Origin of the sequence: Nocardioides sp. Leaf307, assembly GCF_001423135.1 — a bacterium.
GTDB classification, from domain to species: domain Bacteria; phylum Actinomycetota; class Actinomycetes; order Propionibacteriales; family Nocardioidaceae; genus Nocardioides; species Nocardioides kribbensis.
Genome location: NZ_LMNY01000002.1, coordinates 266,684 through 281,324, shown reverse-complemented (window position 1 = coordinate 281,324; position 14,641 = coordinate 266,684). Strand labels below are relative to the sequence as shown.

The 14,641-nt window shown below is 73.6% G+C and carries 17 protein-coding genes; 10 read left to right on the top strand and 7 right to left on the bottom strand.

What is annotated here, in order from left to right; genetic code table 11:
• Positions 1-128: 128 nt before the first annotated feature.
• The 3 genes from ASF50_RS10630 to ASF50_RS10615 all read left to right on the top strand — a co-directional run bounded on the left by ASF50_RS10630 (position 129) and on the right by ASF50_RS10615 (position 2,681).
• The gene (locus tag ASF50_RS10630; RefSeq protein ID WP_228942371.1) at positions 129-1,304 is read left to right on the top strand and encodes a ferrochelatase; all 1,176 of its coding nucleotides are present in this window, start codon (positions 129-131) and stop codon (positions 1,302-1,304) included.
• Positions 1,301-2,194, top strand: a complete 894-nt coding sequence (locus ASF50_RS10625) for an inositol monophosphatase family protein (protein ID WP_056904465.1) — start codon at positions 1,301-1,303, stop codon at positions 2,192-2,194. The genes ASF50_RS10630 and ASF50_RS10625 overlap by 4 nt, the downstream gene beginning before the upstream one ends.
• A 196-nt stretch (positions 2,195-2,390) precedes the next feature.
• Positions 2,391-2,681: a DUF4193 domain-containing protein gene (locus ASF50_RS10615; protein WP_056862587.1), complete on the top strand. Its 291-nt coding sequence runs from the start codon at positions 2,391-2,393 to the stop codon at positions 2,679-2,681.
• Between the two features lie 114 nt (positions 2,682-2,795).
• On the opposite strand, the gene ASF50_RS10610 is transcribed toward ASF50_RS10615, so the two are convergent.
• Positions 2,796-3,119 carry a DUF4235 domain-containing protein gene (locus tag ASF50_RS10610; RefSeq protein ID WP_056862588.1) on the bottom strand — a complete coding sequence of 108 codons (324 nt, stop codon included), beginning with the start codon at positions 3,117-3,119 and terminating at the stop codon, positions 2,796-2,798.
• A gap of 20 nt (positions 3,120-3,139) precedes the next feature.
• A complete protein-coding gene (locus tag ASF50_RS10605) occupies positions 3,140-3,649 on the bottom strand; it encodes a DUF3093 domain-containing protein (RefSeq protein WP_056904463.1) in 510 nt (169 codons plus the stop codon).
• Positions 3,650-3,774: 125 nt separating this feature from the next.
• On the opposite strand from ASF50_RS10605, the gene dut reads away from it, so the two are divergent.
• The 4 genes from dut to ASF50_RS10585 all read left to right on the top strand — a co-directional run bounded on the left by dut (position 3,775) and on the right by ASF50_RS10585 (position 6,138).
• Positions 3,775-4,227: a dUTP diphosphatase gene (dut, locus tag ASF50_RS10600; protein ID WP_056862590.1), complete on the top strand. Its 453-nt coding sequence runs from the start codon at positions 3,775-3,777 to the stop codon at positions 4,225-4,227.
• A 102-nt stretch (positions 4,228-4,329) separates the two neighbouring features.
• The gene (locus ASF50_RS10595; RefSeq protein WP_056904462.1) at positions 4,330-5,001 is read left to right on the top strand and encodes a DUF3710 domain-containing protein; all 672 of its coding nucleotides are present in this window, start codon (positions 4,330-4,332) and stop codon (positions 4,999-5,001) included.
• Between the two features lie 7 nt (positions 5,002-5,008).
• Positions 5,009-5,371, top strand: coding sequence for an OB-fold nucleic acid binding domain-containing protein (locus ASF50_RS10590; RefSeq protein WP_056904461.1), 363 nt, complete (start codon positions 5,009-5,011; stop codon positions 5,369-5,371).
• Complete coding sequence (locus ASF50_RS10585; RefSeq protein ID WP_200920116.1) at positions 5,368-6,138, top strand: DUF3159 domain-containing protein; 771 nt, start codon at positions 5,368-5,370, stop codon at positions 6,136-6,138. Before ASF50_RS10590 ends, ASF50_RS10585 begins: the two co-directional genes overlap by 4 nt.
• Positions 6,139-6,189: 51 nt before the next feature.
• Here ASF50_RS10585 and ASF50_RS10580 read toward each other — a convergent pair whose 3' ends face one another.
• Complete coding sequence (locus ASF50_RS10580; RefSeq protein ID WP_056862593.1) at positions 6,190-6,861, bottom strand: potassium channel family protein; 672 nt, start codon at positions 6,859-6,861, stop codon at positions 6,190-6,192.
• Position 6,862: 1 nt separating this feature from the next.
• Entirely contained in the window at positions 6,863-7,510 is a 648-nt protein-coding gene (locus tag ASF50_RS10575) for a potassium channel family protein (protein WP_227489238.1), read from the bottom strand.
• A gap of 70 nt (positions 7,511-7,580) precedes the next feature.
• Between ASF50_RS10575 and ASF50_RS10570 the strand changes: the two genes are divergently transcribed.
• The 3 genes from ASF50_RS10570 (at position 7,581) to heR (ending at position 11,743) form a co-directional block, all read left to right on the top strand.
• Positions 7,581-9,623 carry an APC family permease gene (locus ASF50_RS10570; protein WP_056862595.1) on the top strand — a complete coding sequence of 681 codons (2,043 nt, stop codon included), beginning with the start codon at positions 7,581-7,583 and terminating at the stop codon, positions 9,621-9,623.
• The gene (locus ASF50_RS10565) at positions 9,620-10,846 is read left to right on the top strand and encodes a class I SAM-dependent RNA methyltransferase (RefSeq protein ID WP_056904460.1); all 1,227 of its coding nucleotides are present in this window, start codon (positions 9,620-9,622) and stop codon (positions 10,844-10,846) included. The genes ASF50_RS10570 and ASF50_RS10565 overlap by 4 nt, the downstream gene beginning before the upstream one ends.
• 99 nt (positions 10,847-10,945) lie before the next feature.
• Positions 10,946-11,743 carry a heliorhodopsin HeR gene (heR, locus tag ASF50_RS10560; protein WP_162242381.1) on the top strand — a complete coding sequence of 266 codons (798 nt, stop codon included), beginning with the start codon at positions 10,946-10,948 and terminating at the stop codon, positions 11,741-11,743.
• A 107-nt stretch (positions 11,744-11,850) separates the two neighbouring features.
• Here the strand turns inward: heR and ASF50_RS10555 are convergent, their stop codons facing one another.
• Genes ASF50_RS10555 through ASF50_RS10545 form a run of 3 tightly spaced genes read right to left on the bottom strand, consistent with a single transcriptional unit; the run spans position 11,851 to position 14,565 of the window.
• Positions 11,851-12,852 carry an ATP-binding cassette domain-containing protein gene (locus tag ASF50_RS10555; RefSeq protein WP_056904459.1) on the bottom strand — a complete coding sequence of 334 codons (1,002 nt, stop codon included), beginning with the start codon at positions 12,850-12,852 and terminating at the stop codon, positions 11,851-11,853.
• Entirely contained in the window at positions 12,849-13,766 is a 918-nt protein-coding gene (locus tag ASF50_RS10550; protein WP_082503102.1) for an ABC transporter permease, read from the bottom strand. Before ASF50_RS10550 ends, ASF50_RS10555 begins: the two co-directional genes overlap by 4 nt.
• Complete coding sequence (locus ASF50_RS10545; RefSeq protein ID WP_056862606.1) at positions 13,759-14,565, bottom strand: ABC transporter permease; 807 nt, start codon at positions 14,563-14,565, stop codon at positions 13,759-13,761. Before ASF50_RS10545 ends, ASF50_RS10550 begins: the two co-directional genes overlap by 8 nt.
• Between the last annotated feature and the right edge of the window lie 76 nt (positions 14,566-14,641).

Genomic DNA, 14,641 nt, shown 5'->3' with positions numbered 1-14,641 from the left:
GCGAGCCTAGGTCGCGCCGGGGACGCGGGACCAATCCCAGCCGGGGCGTGACACGGGTCGCACGCCCCGGCGCCGAGGCGAGCCCGAGGGGTGAGGGACGCCGGGGCCGCGCACCTACGATGAAGGGCGTGAGCAACGACCCCGCGGATGTCCTGACCGACGTCGACGTGACCCCGTACGACGCCCTCCTGCTGGTCTCCTTCGGCGGCCCGGAGGGCCCCGACGACGTCGTGCCCTTCCTGGAGAACGTCACCCGGGGGCGCGGCATCCCCCGCGAGCGCCTCGAGGAGGTCGGCAAGCACTACCACCTCTTCGGCGGTCGCTCGCCGATCAACGACCAGAACCGTGACTTCCTGACCGCGCTGCGCGCCGACCTGGCCGAGGCCGGCATCGACCTGCCGGTCTACTGGGGCAACCGCAACTGGGACCCCTACCTCAAGGACACCCTGGCCCGGATGGCCGCCGACGGCGTGACCCGCGCGGCCTGCTTCGTGACCAGCGCCTACTCCTCGTGGAGCAGCTGCCGGCAGTACCGCGAGAACCTCTGGGACGCCGTGGAGGGCCTCGAGGGGGCGCCGCGCCTGGACAAGCTGCGCCACTACTTCAACCACCCCGGCTTCGTGGAGCCCAACGTCGACGCCGTGCTGGCCGCGCTGGCCGACCTCCCCGACGACGTCCGCGACGGCGCTCACCTGGCCTTCGTGACCCACTCGATCCCGCTGTCGATGAACGACGCCAGCGGTCCGCCCGAGCAGGGCGGTGGCGCCTACGTGCGCCAGCACCTCGACGTCGCCGACGTGATCACCCGCCGCGTCGCCGAGGAGACCGGCCGCACCCACCCCCACGAGCTGGTCTTCTGCTCGCGCTCGGGCGCCCCGCACATCCCGTGGCTCGAGCCCGACGTCAACGACCACCTCGAGAAGCTGCACGGCGACGGCGTCCCGGCGGTCGTGATGGTGCCGGTCGGCTTCGTCTCCGACCACATGGAGGTCATCTACGACCTCGACACCGAGGCCATGGAGACCGCCGCCGAGCTCGGCCTGCCGGCGCGGCGCGCCGCCACCGCCGGCACCGACCCGCGCTTCGTGGCCGCCGTGCGCGACCTGCTGGTCGAGCGCGCCACCGTCGAGCGCGGCGGCGAGGTCGCCCGTGCGGCGGTCGGCTCGACCGGACCGATGTGGGACCGCTGCCCCCGCACCTGCTGCTCCAACCCCCGCGCCGAGCGCCCCGCCCTGTGCGGCTCCGACCCGGTGCCGGCCGACGCCGCGGCCACCGTGCCGGGCCAGGCCGTGGTCGTCGCGTGAGCGGTCCCGCGGACCGCTCCGCACCGGCCGCTCCCGCCGACCTCGCCGCGATCGCCCTCGCGGTGGCCCGGGAGGCCGCCGAGCTGGTGCGCGAGCGTCGGGCGCGCGGGGTCGAGGTCGCCGCGACCAAGACCAGCGACATCGACATCGTCACCGAGGTCGACCGCGCCAGCGAGGTGCTCATCCGCCGGCGCCTGCTGGAGCACCGCCCCGACGACGCGATCCTGGGTGAGGAGGGCGACGACCACGCCGGCAGCTCCGGGGTGCGCTGGGTCGTGGACCCCATCGACGGCACGGTCAACTTCCTCTACGGCATCCGGCAGTACGCCGTCTCCATCGCGGCCGAGCGCGACGGGGAGGTGGTCGCCGGGGTGGTGCTCAACGTGGCCGACGGGCACACCTACCTCGCCCACACCGGGCCGGCCGGTGCCGACGACCGCACGGGCGCGGTGGCGACCCGCGACGGCGAGCCGATCGCGGTGCGCGCCGCCCAGCCCCTCGCGGAGATGCTCGTGGGCACGGGCTTCTCCTACGACCGTGGCGTGCGGGTGCTCCAGGCGCGGGCCCTCGTCGAGCTGCTGCCGCGCGTGCGCGACGTACGCCGCCTGGGCTCGGCCGCGCTCGACCTGTGCGCCGTGGCCGAGGGCAGCCTCGACGCCTACGTCGAGGAGGGCGTGCAGCCCTGGGACCACGCCGCCGGCGGGCTCGTCGCCCGGCTGGCGGGCGCGCGCACTGAGCTGCTCACCGGGGTCGGTGGCCTGCCGCTCATGGTCGCCGCGGGCGCTGAGACCTTCGACACCTTCCGCGACGCCGTGCACGGCGCCGGGTTCGCCGTGGGCGGGCCCACCGCCCCCGCCACGCCCCCCACCGCCACCGGAGCAGGGCTGTGACCTGCGACGACGCGGCCGGGACGAGCCGGTCGGCCGGCGCCACGACGGGGAACCGGTGGGCGGACACCAGGAATAGCGTGACGTCACCGGATGTTCACGCGTCGCCACACCAGACCGGTGTGCGCGAGCCGGACCCGATGGTGCACAATCTGGCGCCGACGAGGACCGACCGGCAGGACGAGGGGAGTGACTGACGATGGCGACTGACTACGACGCACCGCGCAAGAACGAGGAAGACCAGTCCGAGGAGAGCATCGAAGAGCTCAAGGCGCGTCGCCACGACAAGAACTCCGGCAAGGTCGACGAGGACGAGGCCGAGGCCGCAGAGGCCTTCGAGCTCCCCGGCGCCGACCTGTCGCACGAGGAGCTCGCGGTCGAGGTGAAGCCCAAGCAGGACGACGAGTTCACCTGCATGAGCTGCTTCCTGGTGCACCACCGCTCGCAGCTGGCCGACAGCAAGAAGATGATCTGCTTCGACTGCGAGTGAGCACGCCCGCGCCGCGCACGGCCTGCGCTGCGCCGCACGACACGACGAGGGCCGCACCCCCAGGGTGCGGCCCTCGTGTCGTTCCGGCCGTGCGGAGCTGGTCCCAGGCCGGGGTCAGCTGGTGGGCGTGGACGCCTTGGAGGCGTCCTGGCCGTCCTTCTGCAGCTCGGCGGGCAGGTGGCCGGTCGACTTGGCGTAGTAGTGCGCGGCCTTGCGGGCGGCCAGCATGCGCGCGATCTGGATGAAGGTGCCGCTCGCGGCCGCCCAGGCGACGGCCTCCCAGATCTCCACGTCGGGGTCGGCGGGGTTGGCGGGCGGGTTCTTGCCCGTCGCGGCCTTCCACGAGGTGTTGAGGGTCTTCTTGGCCACCGTCGCCGCGCCGATCGCCGCGGCGAGGGAGAAGACGGACCAGATCTTGGAGGAGCCACCAGATGCCATGACGCCGACCCTACCGTCGCTCAGCCGGCGTGCTGCTCACCCTGCGCGGTGGTCGGGCCCGCCCCGCCCGTCCCGCGGGGCGACGCCGTCGCCGCGGTGAGCGCGGCGGCCAGGGCGTCGGGACGCCGGGTGCTGAGCAGCCAGTACGGCGTCGGGTCGGCCGGGTCGGTGAGGTGCACCCGCACCGCGCGCTTGCGGTAGGGCCGCAGCAGCAGGAAGGCGCGGGCGTCGGCGTCGCGACCGGCCGCGAGGCGGGCCGCCTCGGGGGTGAGCGGCTCCACGGCACCGACGTGCTCCAGTCCGATGCGGGCGCGGCCCGCAAGCAGCTCGCCGTCGGCGACGCTGATGACGGCGTTGCCGTAGGCGAGCAGGAGGGCGGCCATGAGGGCCACCGAGAGGCCCGCGACGACCCAGGCCACCACGCCCGGCACGGCGACGACCACGGCCAGCCAGAGCGAGGCCACGAGCATCGTGCCCTGCACCCACCAGCGCAGGGGCACGGCGAGTCGCTCGCGGTAGGTCGGGGTCACGGGGCCCAGTTTCCCACTCCCGCCCGCCCCGCGACGACCTGGGGCGGGTGCGAGCCGCGCGGGGGCCGACCGGGGAGGGCCGTGCGCGGCGCGGCCCGGCGCAGCGCGGGGCTAGGGTCCGGGCCATGAGTGACCTCGAGCTGCCCGTGGTGCGCCTCGACGCCGACCTGGCGCTCCCGGCGTACGCCCGTCCCGGTGACGCGGGCGCCGACCTGCTGACCACCGTCGACGTGACGCTGGCGCCCGGCGAGCGCGCGCTCGTGCCCACGGGCATCGCGCTGGCGCTGCCGGAGGGCTACGTCGGGCTCGTGCACCCCCGCTCGGGGCTCGCGGCGCGCCACGGCCTGTCCATCGTCAACAGCCCGGGCACCGTCGACGCGGGCTACCGGGGCGAGGTCAAGGTGCTCCTCGTCAACCTCGACCCGGGCGAGCCGATCCTGCTGCGACGCGGCGACCGGGTGGCGCAGCTGGTCGTGCAACGCGTCGAGCGGGTGCGTTTCGTCGAGGTCGACCGGCTCCCCGACAGCGAGCGCGGCCAGGGGGGTTACGGTTCTACCGGAGGCTTCGGCCAGGGCTGACCCCAGGGCCGCACCTCCGCAGCGCGCCCACCGCGCAGCCGCACCCGTCCGGGGCGGTGCCGGGTGGGCCGACCCAGACGATCCACCGAGGAGCAGGCTCTCGTGAAGTTCCGCCGCAAGTCCCAGGTCACCGCCGAGGAGCTCGACGACGCGTCGCAGCCCCAGGAGCCGGCCCGCGGCCCCTTCGACGCCGAGGACCTCCCCGACGACGGCGTCACCCGCGCCGACCTCGGCTCGCTGCTCATCGAGCCGAGCGCCGACCGCGAGCTGCGCCTGCAGGTCGAGGAGTCCACCGGCAAGGTGCAGGCGGTCATGCTGGCCGGCCCCGACGGGGCGCTGGAGCTGCGCGCCTTCGCCGCCCCCCGCAACGGCGACCTGTGGAGCGAGGTCAGGCCCCAGATCGCCGCCGACATGACCCGCCGCGGCGGCACCGCCACCGAGGTCGAGGGTCCCTTCGGCGTGGAGCTGCAGTGCCAGCTGGCCACCCAGCTGCCCGACGGCCGCAGCGGCACGCAGCACTCGCGCATCATCGGCGTCAACGGCTCGCGGTGGCTGCTGCGCGCCACCCTCATCGGGGGCCCCGCCCGCGAGCCGGAGACGGCGGCCGACTGGGAGCACGTCATCACCCGGGTCGCGGTGCGCCGCGGCGAGGGCGCCATGCCCGTCGGGGAGGCGCTGCCGGTCTCGCTGCCCGACAACGCGCGCAAGGTGCAGCCCGCCCAGCGCACGGCCCAGGAGACCGGCCAGCAGCTCACCCAGCCGACGGGGGAGTAGACCGCCCGTGGGTGAGAAGAGCCGGCTGCGTCGCAGCATCAGCAAGTGGGCCAACAGCTCCGACCAGCACGCCCGCGACCTGCGCAAGACCTACTGCGAGCCCGGCCACGACACGATCGCCGCCGCACCCGACCGTGAGCGCGTCGTGCTGCGCGGCACGCTGCGCACCGTGACGCTGCGCCCGCGCGGCGGGGTGCCGGCCCTGGAGGCCGAGCTGTTCGACGGCTCCGGGGTCATCACCATCGTGTGGCTCGGCCGCCGCCGCATCGTCGGGATCTCCCCGGGGGTGTCCATGCAGGTGCAGGGTCGCATCGGCTGCCACGACGACGTGCGCGTCATGTACAACCCGCGCTACGAGCTGATCCCGTGAGCGACCCGCTCCGTCCCGCCGGCGACCACCCGGCCCGGTCCGCCGACCAGCCCGGCCCGCCCGTCGACCAGCCCGAGCACGACCCCGGGGTCGAGAGCGTCGAGGCCGTGGTGCGCGCGCAGCTGGCCAAGGCCCTCGGTGGGCGTCGCGGCATGGTCGAGGCCGCCGTGCCCACCCTCCTCTTCACCGTCCTGTGGCTGACCACGCGCGAGCTGAACCTGGCCATCGCGGTCGGCGGCGCGGCCGCCGCCCTGGCCCTGGTGGTGCGGCTCGTGCAGCGCTCCACGGTGCAGTTCGCCGTCAACGCGCTGGTCGGCATCGGCATCGGCTGGTTCTTCGTCGCTCTCTCGGCGCGCAACGGCGGCAGCGCCGACGAGCAGGCGCTGGCCTACTTCCTGCCGGGCCTGATCTACAACGGCGTCTACGCCGTCGCGATGGGGCTGACCTGCCTGATCCGCTGGCCCCTGGTGGGCTTCATGGTCGGCAGCGTCACCGGCGACCCCACGGCCTGGCACGCCGACAGGCAGGTCGTGCGGCTGTGCACCACGCTGACGTGGCTGCTGGCCGTGCCGTGCGTCGTGCGGGTCGCCCTCCAGCTGCCGCTGTGGCTGGCCGGCCAGTCCGGTGCCATGGACGTCGACACCGTCGTCGCCGCGCTCGGCGTGCTCAAGATCGCGCTGGGCTGGCCGCTGCAGCTGCTCGCCCTCGGCGCGATGATGTGGGTGCTGGGCCGCAACCGCACGCCCGTCTCGCCCGCCGTGGCCTGAGCCCCGCCCGGCACCCCGGGCGCCGCGCGGCCCCGGCGTACGCCGGTCGGCTCAGCCGCCGTGGGAGGAGGGCGCGAGCAGCCGCTCGAGCTCGTCCTCCTTCTCGGCCGGCACGACCAGCAGCAGCTCGTCGCCCGACTCCACCGGCTGCTCCGGGGTCGGCACGTAGACCTGGCCGTCGCGCAGGATGGTGACGAGCGCGCAGTTGTCGGGCAGCGGGATGAGGCCCGAGGGCTTGCCGACGTAGGGCGAGTCGCTGGGCAGCGTCATCTCGACCAGGTTGGCGTTGCCCTGGCGGAAGGTGAAGAGCCGCACGAGGTCGCCGACGCTCACCGCCTCCTCGACCAGGGCCGACATGATGCGCGGGGTCGAGACGCTGACGTCGACGCCCCACGCCTCGCTGAAGAGCCACTCGTTGTTGGGGTGGTTGACCCGACCGACGGTGCGCGGCACCCCGAACTCGGTCTTGGCCAGCAGCGAGGCGACCAGGTTGGCCTTGTCGTCGCCGGTGGCGCAGATGAGCACGTCGCAGCGCTCCAGCCCGGCCTCCTCCAGCGAGGACATCTCGCAGCAGTCGGCCAGCAGCCACTCGGCGTCGGGCACCCGCTCGGGCTTGATGGAGCCGGCGTTCTTGTCGATCAGCAGGACCTGGTGGCCGTTGCCGATCAGCTCGCGGGCGATGGAGCGGCCCACGGCGCCGGCTCCTGCGATGGCGACTCGCACGTCAGTGCTCCTCAGGTCCTCGGTCGAGCACGGCGTAGGCGTGGGCCGCGTTGTCCTCGCGGATCACCAGGTGGAGCATGTCGCCCTCCTGCAGGATCGTCTCGCGCGAGGGCAGCATGCCCTCGCCGAGCCGGTCGATCCACGCGATGCGGCTGCGGCTCTGCTCCTGCATGGCCACGGTGCGGTGGCCGATCCACGACTCGGGCACTGTGACGTGGTCGACGCGGATGGTGCCGCTGGGGTCGCGGAAGTCGGGCTCCGCGCCGGCGGGCAGGATCCGGCGCAGCACCTGGTCGGCGGTCCACTTCACGGTCGCGACGGTGGTGATGCCCAGGCGCTGGTAGACCTCGGCGCGGCCGGGGTCGTAGATGCGGGCGACGACCTGCTGGAGGCCGAAGGTCTCGCGGGCGACCCGCGCGGCGATGATGTTGGAGTTGTCGCCGCTGGAGACCGCGGCGAAGGCGTCGGCGCGACGGATGCCGGCCTTCTCCAGGACCTCCTGGTCGAAGCCGTAGCCGGTGACCTTGTCGCCGTTGAACCCCGGGCCGAGGCGCCGGAAGGCGTCCGGCTCGCTGTCGATGATGGACACGGTGTGGTTCCGGTCCTCGAGACTGCGCGCGAGCGTCGAGCCGACGCGGCCGCAGCCCATGATCACAACGTGCACGCCGTCACCGTATCGCCTAGGGCTCCGGGCCGTGCGTGCCGTAGCGTTCCGTCGCGTGGGAGTTGGCGACGTCTCGAAACGGATCCTGCTGGGACGCAAGCTGCGCAGCTCCCAGCTGGGGGAGACGCTGCTCCCCAAGCGCATTGCGCTGCCGGTCTTCGCCAGCGACGCGCTCTCCTCGGTGGCCTACGCCCCCGACGAGGTCTTCATCATGCTCTCGCTGGCCGGCGCCTCGGCCTACATGTGGTCGTGGAAGATCGCGATCGCCGTCGCGATCGTGATGGCGGCGGTGATCGCCTCCTACCGCCAGACCGTCCACGCCTACCCCAGCGGTGGCGGCGACTACGAGGTCGCCACCGTCAACCTGGGCCCGAAGGCCGGCACGACCGTGGCCAGCGCCCTGCTGGTCGACTACATCCTCACCGTGGCCGTCTCGATCTCCTCTGGCGCCCAGTACGCCGCGTCGGCCATCCCGGCGCTCAGCGGGCACGAGGCGACCTTCGGCTCGCTGCTGGTGCTGCTGCTGATGGCGATGAACCTGCGCGGCATCCGGGAGTCGGGCAGCTTCTTCGCGGCGCCGACGTACCTGTTCATGGTCGCGATCCTCGGCATGTGCGGCATCGGGCTCTTCCAGCTCTTCACGGGCAACCTGCCCCGCGTCGAGAGCGCCGACCTCACCATCACCCCCGAGCCGGGCCTCGAGGGCCCGCTCACCACCTTCGCGCTGCTCTTCCTGCTCGCCCGGGCCTTCTCCTCGGGCTGTGCCGCGCTGACCGGCGTCGAGGCGATCTCCAACGGCGTGCCGGCGTTCAAGCGGCCCAAGAGCAAGAACGCCGCCACGACGCTGCTGCTGCTCGGCATGATCGCGATCTCGATGATGGTCAGCGTCATCGTGCTGGCCCGCCAGATGGGGCTGAAGTACGTCGACCCCCACGACCTCGACCGGCTCACCCGCGACGGGCAGGCGCTGCCGGCCGACTACGACCAGCACACCGTCATCGCCCAGATCGCCGAGGCGGTCTTCCGCGACTTCCCGCCGGGCTTCTACCTCGTGGTCACGGTCACCGGCATCATCCTGGTGCTGGCCGCCAACACCGCCTTCAACGGCTTCCCGGTGCTGGGCTCGATCCTGGCCAACGACGGCTTCGCCCCCCGCGCGCTCGGCTCGCGCGGCGACCGGCTGGCCTACAGCAACGGCATCGTCTTCCTGGCGGTGATGGCCATCGTGCTGATCCTGGCCTTCGACGCCGAGACGACCCGGCTGATCCAGCTCTACATCGTGGGCGTCTTCGTGTCCTTCAACCTCAGCCAGCTCGGCATGATCCGCCACTGGACGCGGCTGCTGCAGACCGAGCGCGACCCCGCCGAGCGGCGCCGCATGGTGCGCTCGCGCCTGATCAACGCCATCGGGCTCAGCTTCACCGCCGTGGTGCTCGTGATCGTGCTGGTCACCAAGTTCCTCGCCGGCGCCTGGATCACGATCCTGGCGATGATCTTCTTCTACGCCCTCATGCGCGGCATCCGCGGCCACTACGACAAGGTCTCCGCGGAGCTGGCCGCCGACGAGGAGGACCGGGTCATGCCGACCCGCGTCCACGCGATCGTGCTGGTCTCCAAGCTGCACAAGCCCACGCTGCGCGCGCTGGCCTTCGCCAAGGCGACCCGGCCCAACGTGCTGGAGGGCATCTACGTCTCCGTCGACCCCGTGGCCACCGACAAGCTGCTCGCCGAGTGGGACGAGCGGAAGATGGACGTGCCGCTCAAGGTGCTCCACTCGCCCTACCGCGAGCTGGTGCGCCCGATCGTGGAGTACGCCACCGAGATCCGCCGCTCCAACCCGCGCGGGGTGGTCGCCGTCTACATCCCCGAGTACGTCGTGGGACGCTGGTGGGAGCAGTTGCTGCACAACCAGACCGCGCTCGTGCTCAAGGGCCGCCTGCTCTTCACCCCGGGGGTCATGGTGACCTCCGTGCCCTACCAGCTGCGCTCCTCGCAGATCGCCCGCGAGCGCCAGCTGTCCGACGACTTCCGCGTGCGACCCGGAGACCTGCGCCGAGGCCAGGTCGACGAGCGCCACCCCGACGAGCTGAGACGATGACCCGACACCCCCGCGCCCGCGCCGCCCGCCCCCGAGCCGCCCGTGGACGCTCCCGCGTCGGCGAGCGCTTCGAGGTCGAGGTCGGCCCCGTCGCCCACGGCGGTCACTGCGTGGCCCGTGTGCCCGACGGCGAGGACCTGCGGGTCGTCTTCGTGCGCCACGCACTGCCCGGCGAGCAGGTCGTGCTCGCGATCACCGAGGGCACCGACGGCGACCGCTTCTGGCGCGGCGACGCCGTCGAGGTGCTCACCGCCTCCCCCGACCGCGTCACCGCGCCCTGCGTCTACTCCGGCCCCGGCGGCTGCGGTGGCTGCGACTTCCAGCACGTCGAGCTGGGCGCCCAGCGCGGGCTCAAGGCGGCCGTGGTCGCCGAGCAGCTGCGCCGCCTCGCCGGCCTCGACCTGACCGTCGAGGTCGAGGCCGTGCCCGGCGACGACCACGGCCTGCGCTGGCGCACGCGCATGCAGTACGTCGACCTGGGCCAGGCCGACGACGGCGCACGCCGCGTGGGCATGCGCAAGCACCGCTCCAGCGAGGTCGTCGCGATCGACGACTGCCTCATCGCGCACCCCGAGGCCCGCGAGCCGGGCCCCGGCACCCTGAGCGAGACCGTCAGCGCCACGACCGCCGCCGGACCGGTCGGGCCGCACGACTTCACCGTCGCCGCCGACGGCTTCTGGCAGGTGCACCCCGGGGCGCCGGCCGCCCTCGTCGGCGCCGTGCTCGACGCGCTCGCCCCGCGGGCGGGGGAGTCGGTGCTCGACCTCTACTCCGGCGTGGGCCTCTTCGCCCGCTTCCTCGGCGAGGCCGTCGGCGCCGACGGCCGGGTCGCCTCGGTCGAGGCCGACCGCACCGCCTCGGGCCACGCCCGCAGCAACCTGGCCCCGCTGCTCGAGCGCGGCACCGGCGTGGAGATCGTGTGCGGGCCGGTGGAGAAGGTGCTGGCCCTGCGCGCTCAGGAGGGCCCTGACAGCGTCGACCTCGTCGTGCTCGACCCGCCGCGCACCGGCGCCAAGCGGGTCGTGGTGGAGCAGGTCGTCTCCCGCTCGCCGCGCGCGGTGGCCTACGTCGCCTGCGACCCCGCCGCCCTCGCCCGCGACGTCGCCATCTTCGCCGAGCACGGCTACCACCTCACCTCGCTGCGCGCCTTCGACCTCTTCCCGATGACCCACCACGTGGAGTGCGTCGCCCTGCTGGAGCGAGCGGGCGCCGACCCGCGCTGAGGCGCTCGGGCTCCCGTGGTCGACGCCACGGACCGGCCTCAGGGCCCACAGGCGGCCGTGGGAGCCGCACGCCGCTCCCACGGCCGCCATACTGGACGCGTGACGAGCCGCAAGCGTTCCTCCCGCACCTCGCAGGCCCCGGCTGCGGAGCTCGACGAGGCCAGGCTGACCAACCTTCGGCGGTGGAACGTCGGCCTGACGGTGCTCCACGCCGCCCAGGCGATCGCGGTGCTGGTGCTCGCCTCGGACTTCGCGATCGACGTGTCGACGGCCTACCCGGAAGGCCCCCCAGGTAGCCGTGTCCCTGCTCCGAGCGTCGCCTTCGGCGTGCCGATCGGCCTCGCCGTCGCCGCGTTCCTCGCCCTGGCCGCGCTGGACCACGGTCTGACCGCGACGGTGCTCCGCACCCGTTACGAGCGCGACCTGAGGCGGGGGATCAACGTCTTCCGCTGGGTCGAGTACTCGGTGAGCGCCACGATCATGATCCTGCTCATCGCCTTCTACGCCGGCATCACGCAGGTCAACGCCGCGATCGCCATCATCGGCGCCAACGTGGCGATGATCCTGTTCGGCTGGCTCCAGGAGACGATGAACCCGCCCGGCCGGTCGTCGACGACCATGCTGCCGTTCTGGTTCGGCTGCATCGCGGGCGCCGCGCCGTGGGTCGCGATCACCGTCAACATCGTCGGGTCCGAGACCGTCCCCGGGTTCGTGTACGGCATCTTCGTCTCGCTCTTCGTGTTCTTCACGTCGTTCGCGCTCAACCAGTACCTGCAGTACCGCGAGGTCGGGCCGTGGCGCAGCTATGCGTTCGGGGAGAAGGTCTACCTGGCGCTGAGTCTCGGCGCGAAGTCCGCGCTGGCCTGGCAGATCTTCGCGGGGTCCCTGGCCGGCTGAGGCCACCGGGAGCACCGGCGGCCCGCGAGCCCGGCTGTGGGGACCTGCGCGGTCGGGTCGAGGCCGACCGACTCGTCGTCGGCCTCTCCCTGACCGGCCGCGCCGCCTCAGCGGCGGGCGGCGTAGACCCGGCGCACGACGTCCTCGACGTCGGGCTCCTCGATCGACAGGTCGAGCACCTCGGCGTGCTCGGAGACGGCGGCGAGCACGCGCGCGGCGGTGGTGGTGTCGGGGTCGAAGGACAGCCGCTGGCGCAGACCGCCGCCCTCGCTGCCCAGGTGGCGCACGTCGGGCAGGCCGGTCAGGTCGGGGGTCGCCCCCGCGAGGTCGACGACCATGACCCGCTCGGCGCCGACGGTGCGCGAGAGCCCGGCCAGGTCGCCGTCGAAGACCAGCGCGCCGCGGTCGACCAGCAGCACGCGGTCGCAGAGCCGCTCGACGTCGCCCATGTCGTGGGTGGTCAGCAGCAGGGTCGTGCCGTGGGTGCGGCGCTCGGCGACCAGGAACTCGCGCAGCCGCTGCTTGGAGAGCACGTCGAGGCCGATGGTGGGCTCGTCGAGCACGACCAGCGCGGGGGAGTGCAGCAGCGCCGCGGCCACCTCGGCGCGCATCCGCTGGCCCAGCGAGAGCTGGCGCACCGGGGTGCCGAGGAAGTCGCCCATCTCCAGGCGCTCCACCAGCTCCTCGGTGCGGGCGCGCTCGGCGGCGGCGTCGAGGGAGTGGATCGCGGCCAGGATCCGGAACGACTCGCGCACCGGGAGGTCCCACCACAGCTGCGAGCGCTGCCCGAAGACCACGCCGACGCGACGCGCCAGGCGGCGCCGGTCCTCGACCGGCCGCAGCCCGCAGGTGCGCACCGTGCCGGAGGTCGGCACGAGGATGCCGGTGAGCATCTTGATGGTGGTCGACTTGCCCGCGCCGTTGGCGCCGATGTAGCCCACCGCCTCCCCGGCACCGACGGTGACGGTGAGGTCGTCGACGGCCCTCACGCGGCGGCGGCGCAGCCCGTCGCGCACCGTGAACTCCCGCGTCAGCCCGTGGGTCTCGATCACGGGCCCGGTCTCGCCCGGGCCGCCCGGCAGGGTGCCGGGTGTCGTGGGACCGCTCATCCGCCGCCTCCTCGGTAGTGGCGCACGCCCGTGCGCCAGCTCAGTGTGGCCAGGGCCCAGGCCCACACCGCGGCCAGCGGTGCGCACCAGCCCAGCCAGCCCGGGAGCCAGTCCGACCCGGGCAGGTCGAGCAGGGCGAGGGCGGGCAGGTAGGCGGTGAAGGCCATGGGGAAGAAGAAGCCGAAGACGACCACCAGCGGCCGCGACCACACGCTGGCCGGCTGCGAGGCGGCGTAGCGCCCGCCGTAGACGAAGGCGTTGGTCAGCTCGGCGCCGTCGAGGAGGAAGAACTGCAGCCCGGCCGCGGTGACGAAGAGCGCGGCGAAGGTGGCGATCCCGCTGACGACGGCCACGAGCAGCAGCGCGACGGTGGCCGGCGACCACGCCACGTCGTTGACCACGAGCCCCGCCACCAGGGCGGCCAGCCCGACGGCCGCACGGGCCAGGCGCCGCAGGCTGAGGTCGCTGGTGACGAGCTGGAGCAGCAGCGGCTGGGGGCGCAGGTAGAAGACGTCGAGGGTGCCGGCGCGCACGTAGGTCGGCAGCGTGTCGCAGTGGCCGAAGGCGAGGTCGGCCAGCGAGAAGCAGAGGTCGGCGAGGCCGAAGACCAGCAGCACCTGCGCGAAGTCGATGCCCCCGAGCCGGTCGACGTTGTGGAAGAGCACCCACACCTCGGCCAGCTCCACTACCCCGACCAGCAGCGAGCTGGCCAGGTCGACGCCGAAGCCGACGCGGTAGGAGCGCTGCGAGCGCGCCCGCGACCCCAGCACCGCGAGGTACGGCGCAGCAGCGCGCCGCCCGCGCGCGAGCGGTCCGCGGCGGGTCCCGGCGGCGGGCGCGGACTCGGGTGCGGTCCCGGGCCCGGGCTCGGACTCGGTCCCGGTCGCGGACCGGGCCCGGGTCGGCTCAGCCACCCTGCACCTCCAGGCGGACCCGCCCGGCGCGGGTGAGGAGGTGGCCCGCGAGCAGCACGAGGGCCAGCCACCCGACCTGGGCGGCGACCATCGCGAGCGCGCCGAGGCCCTCCACGCGCCCCGACAGCACGTCGACGGGGTACATCAGCATCGCCGGGAAGGGGGTGGCCTGGGCGAGTGCGACCAGCCAGGAGGGGAAGAGCCAGATCGGCACGAAGAGGCCGGCCAGGAAGCCCGAGACCACCATGTAGAGCACCTGGAGCCCGCGGGCGTCGACCAGCCAGAAGCCGGCGGTGGCCACGACGTAGACCGTGGCCCACGAGAGCACGATGCCGAGCAGCACGCTGAGCGCGCCGAGGGCGTAGGACGCCGGGTGGTCGGGGGTGGCCATGCCCACCACGAGGGCACCGAGCACCACCGAGGGCACGCCGCGGGGGAGCAGCGCGAAGAGTGCCTGGCCCACGGCGGTGGTGATCGTGGCGGCCTGCACGTCGAGAGGGCGCAGGAAGTCGACGGCGATGTCGCCGGTCTTGATCCGCTCGGCCACGTCGGTGCGTCCGAACAGGTTGACCGAGCCGAGCAGACCCTGGGAGAGCCAGATGTAGGCGCTCATCTGCGCCGCGTCGTAGCCGGCCAGCTCGCCGCCGGCGGCCTCGACGGTGGCGAGCAGCACGGCCACCTTGAGCAGCCCGAAGGTGGCGTTGGCGACCAGCCCGCCGAGGGCGGCCAGGCGGTAGGTCGAGCCGCGCCGGAAGCCGGCGACCAGCAGTCGCCAGTAGGTCCGCCCCGAGCCACGCACAAGCGCGAGAACCTACCCGCCCCGGCCAGGGGGCGCAATCGACCCGGGTGTCCGACGCGGCGCGGCGTACCGCGAT

Excerpts from the sequence above, each read along its gene's own strand:
- ASF50_RS10615 (WP_056862587.1), top strand. The coding sequence starts at position 2,391 with ATGGCGACTGACTACGACGCACCGCGCAAGAACGAGGAAGACCAGTCC.
- ASF50_RS10610 (WP_056862588.1), bottom strand. The coding sequence starts at position 3,119 with ATGGCATCTGGTGGCTCCTCCAAGATCTGGTCCGTCTTCTCCCTCGCC.
- dut (WP_056862590.1), top strand. The coding sequence starts at position 3,775 with ATGAGTGACCTCGAGCTGCCCGTGGTGCGCCTCGACGCCGACCTGGCG.
- ASF50_RS10575 (WP_227489238.1), bottom strand. The coding sequence starts at position 7,510 with ATGGGCTGCGGCCGCGTCGGCTCGACGCTCGCGCGCAGTCTCGAGGAC.
- ASF50_RS10565 (WP_056904460.1), top strand. The coding sequence starts at position 9,620 with ATGACCCGACACCCCCGCGCCCGCGCCGCCCGCCCCCGAGCCGCCCGT.
- ASF50_RS10555 (WP_056904459.1), bottom strand. The coding sequence starts at position 12,852 with ATGAGCGGTCCCACGACACCCGGCACCCTGCCGGGCGGCCCGGGCGAG.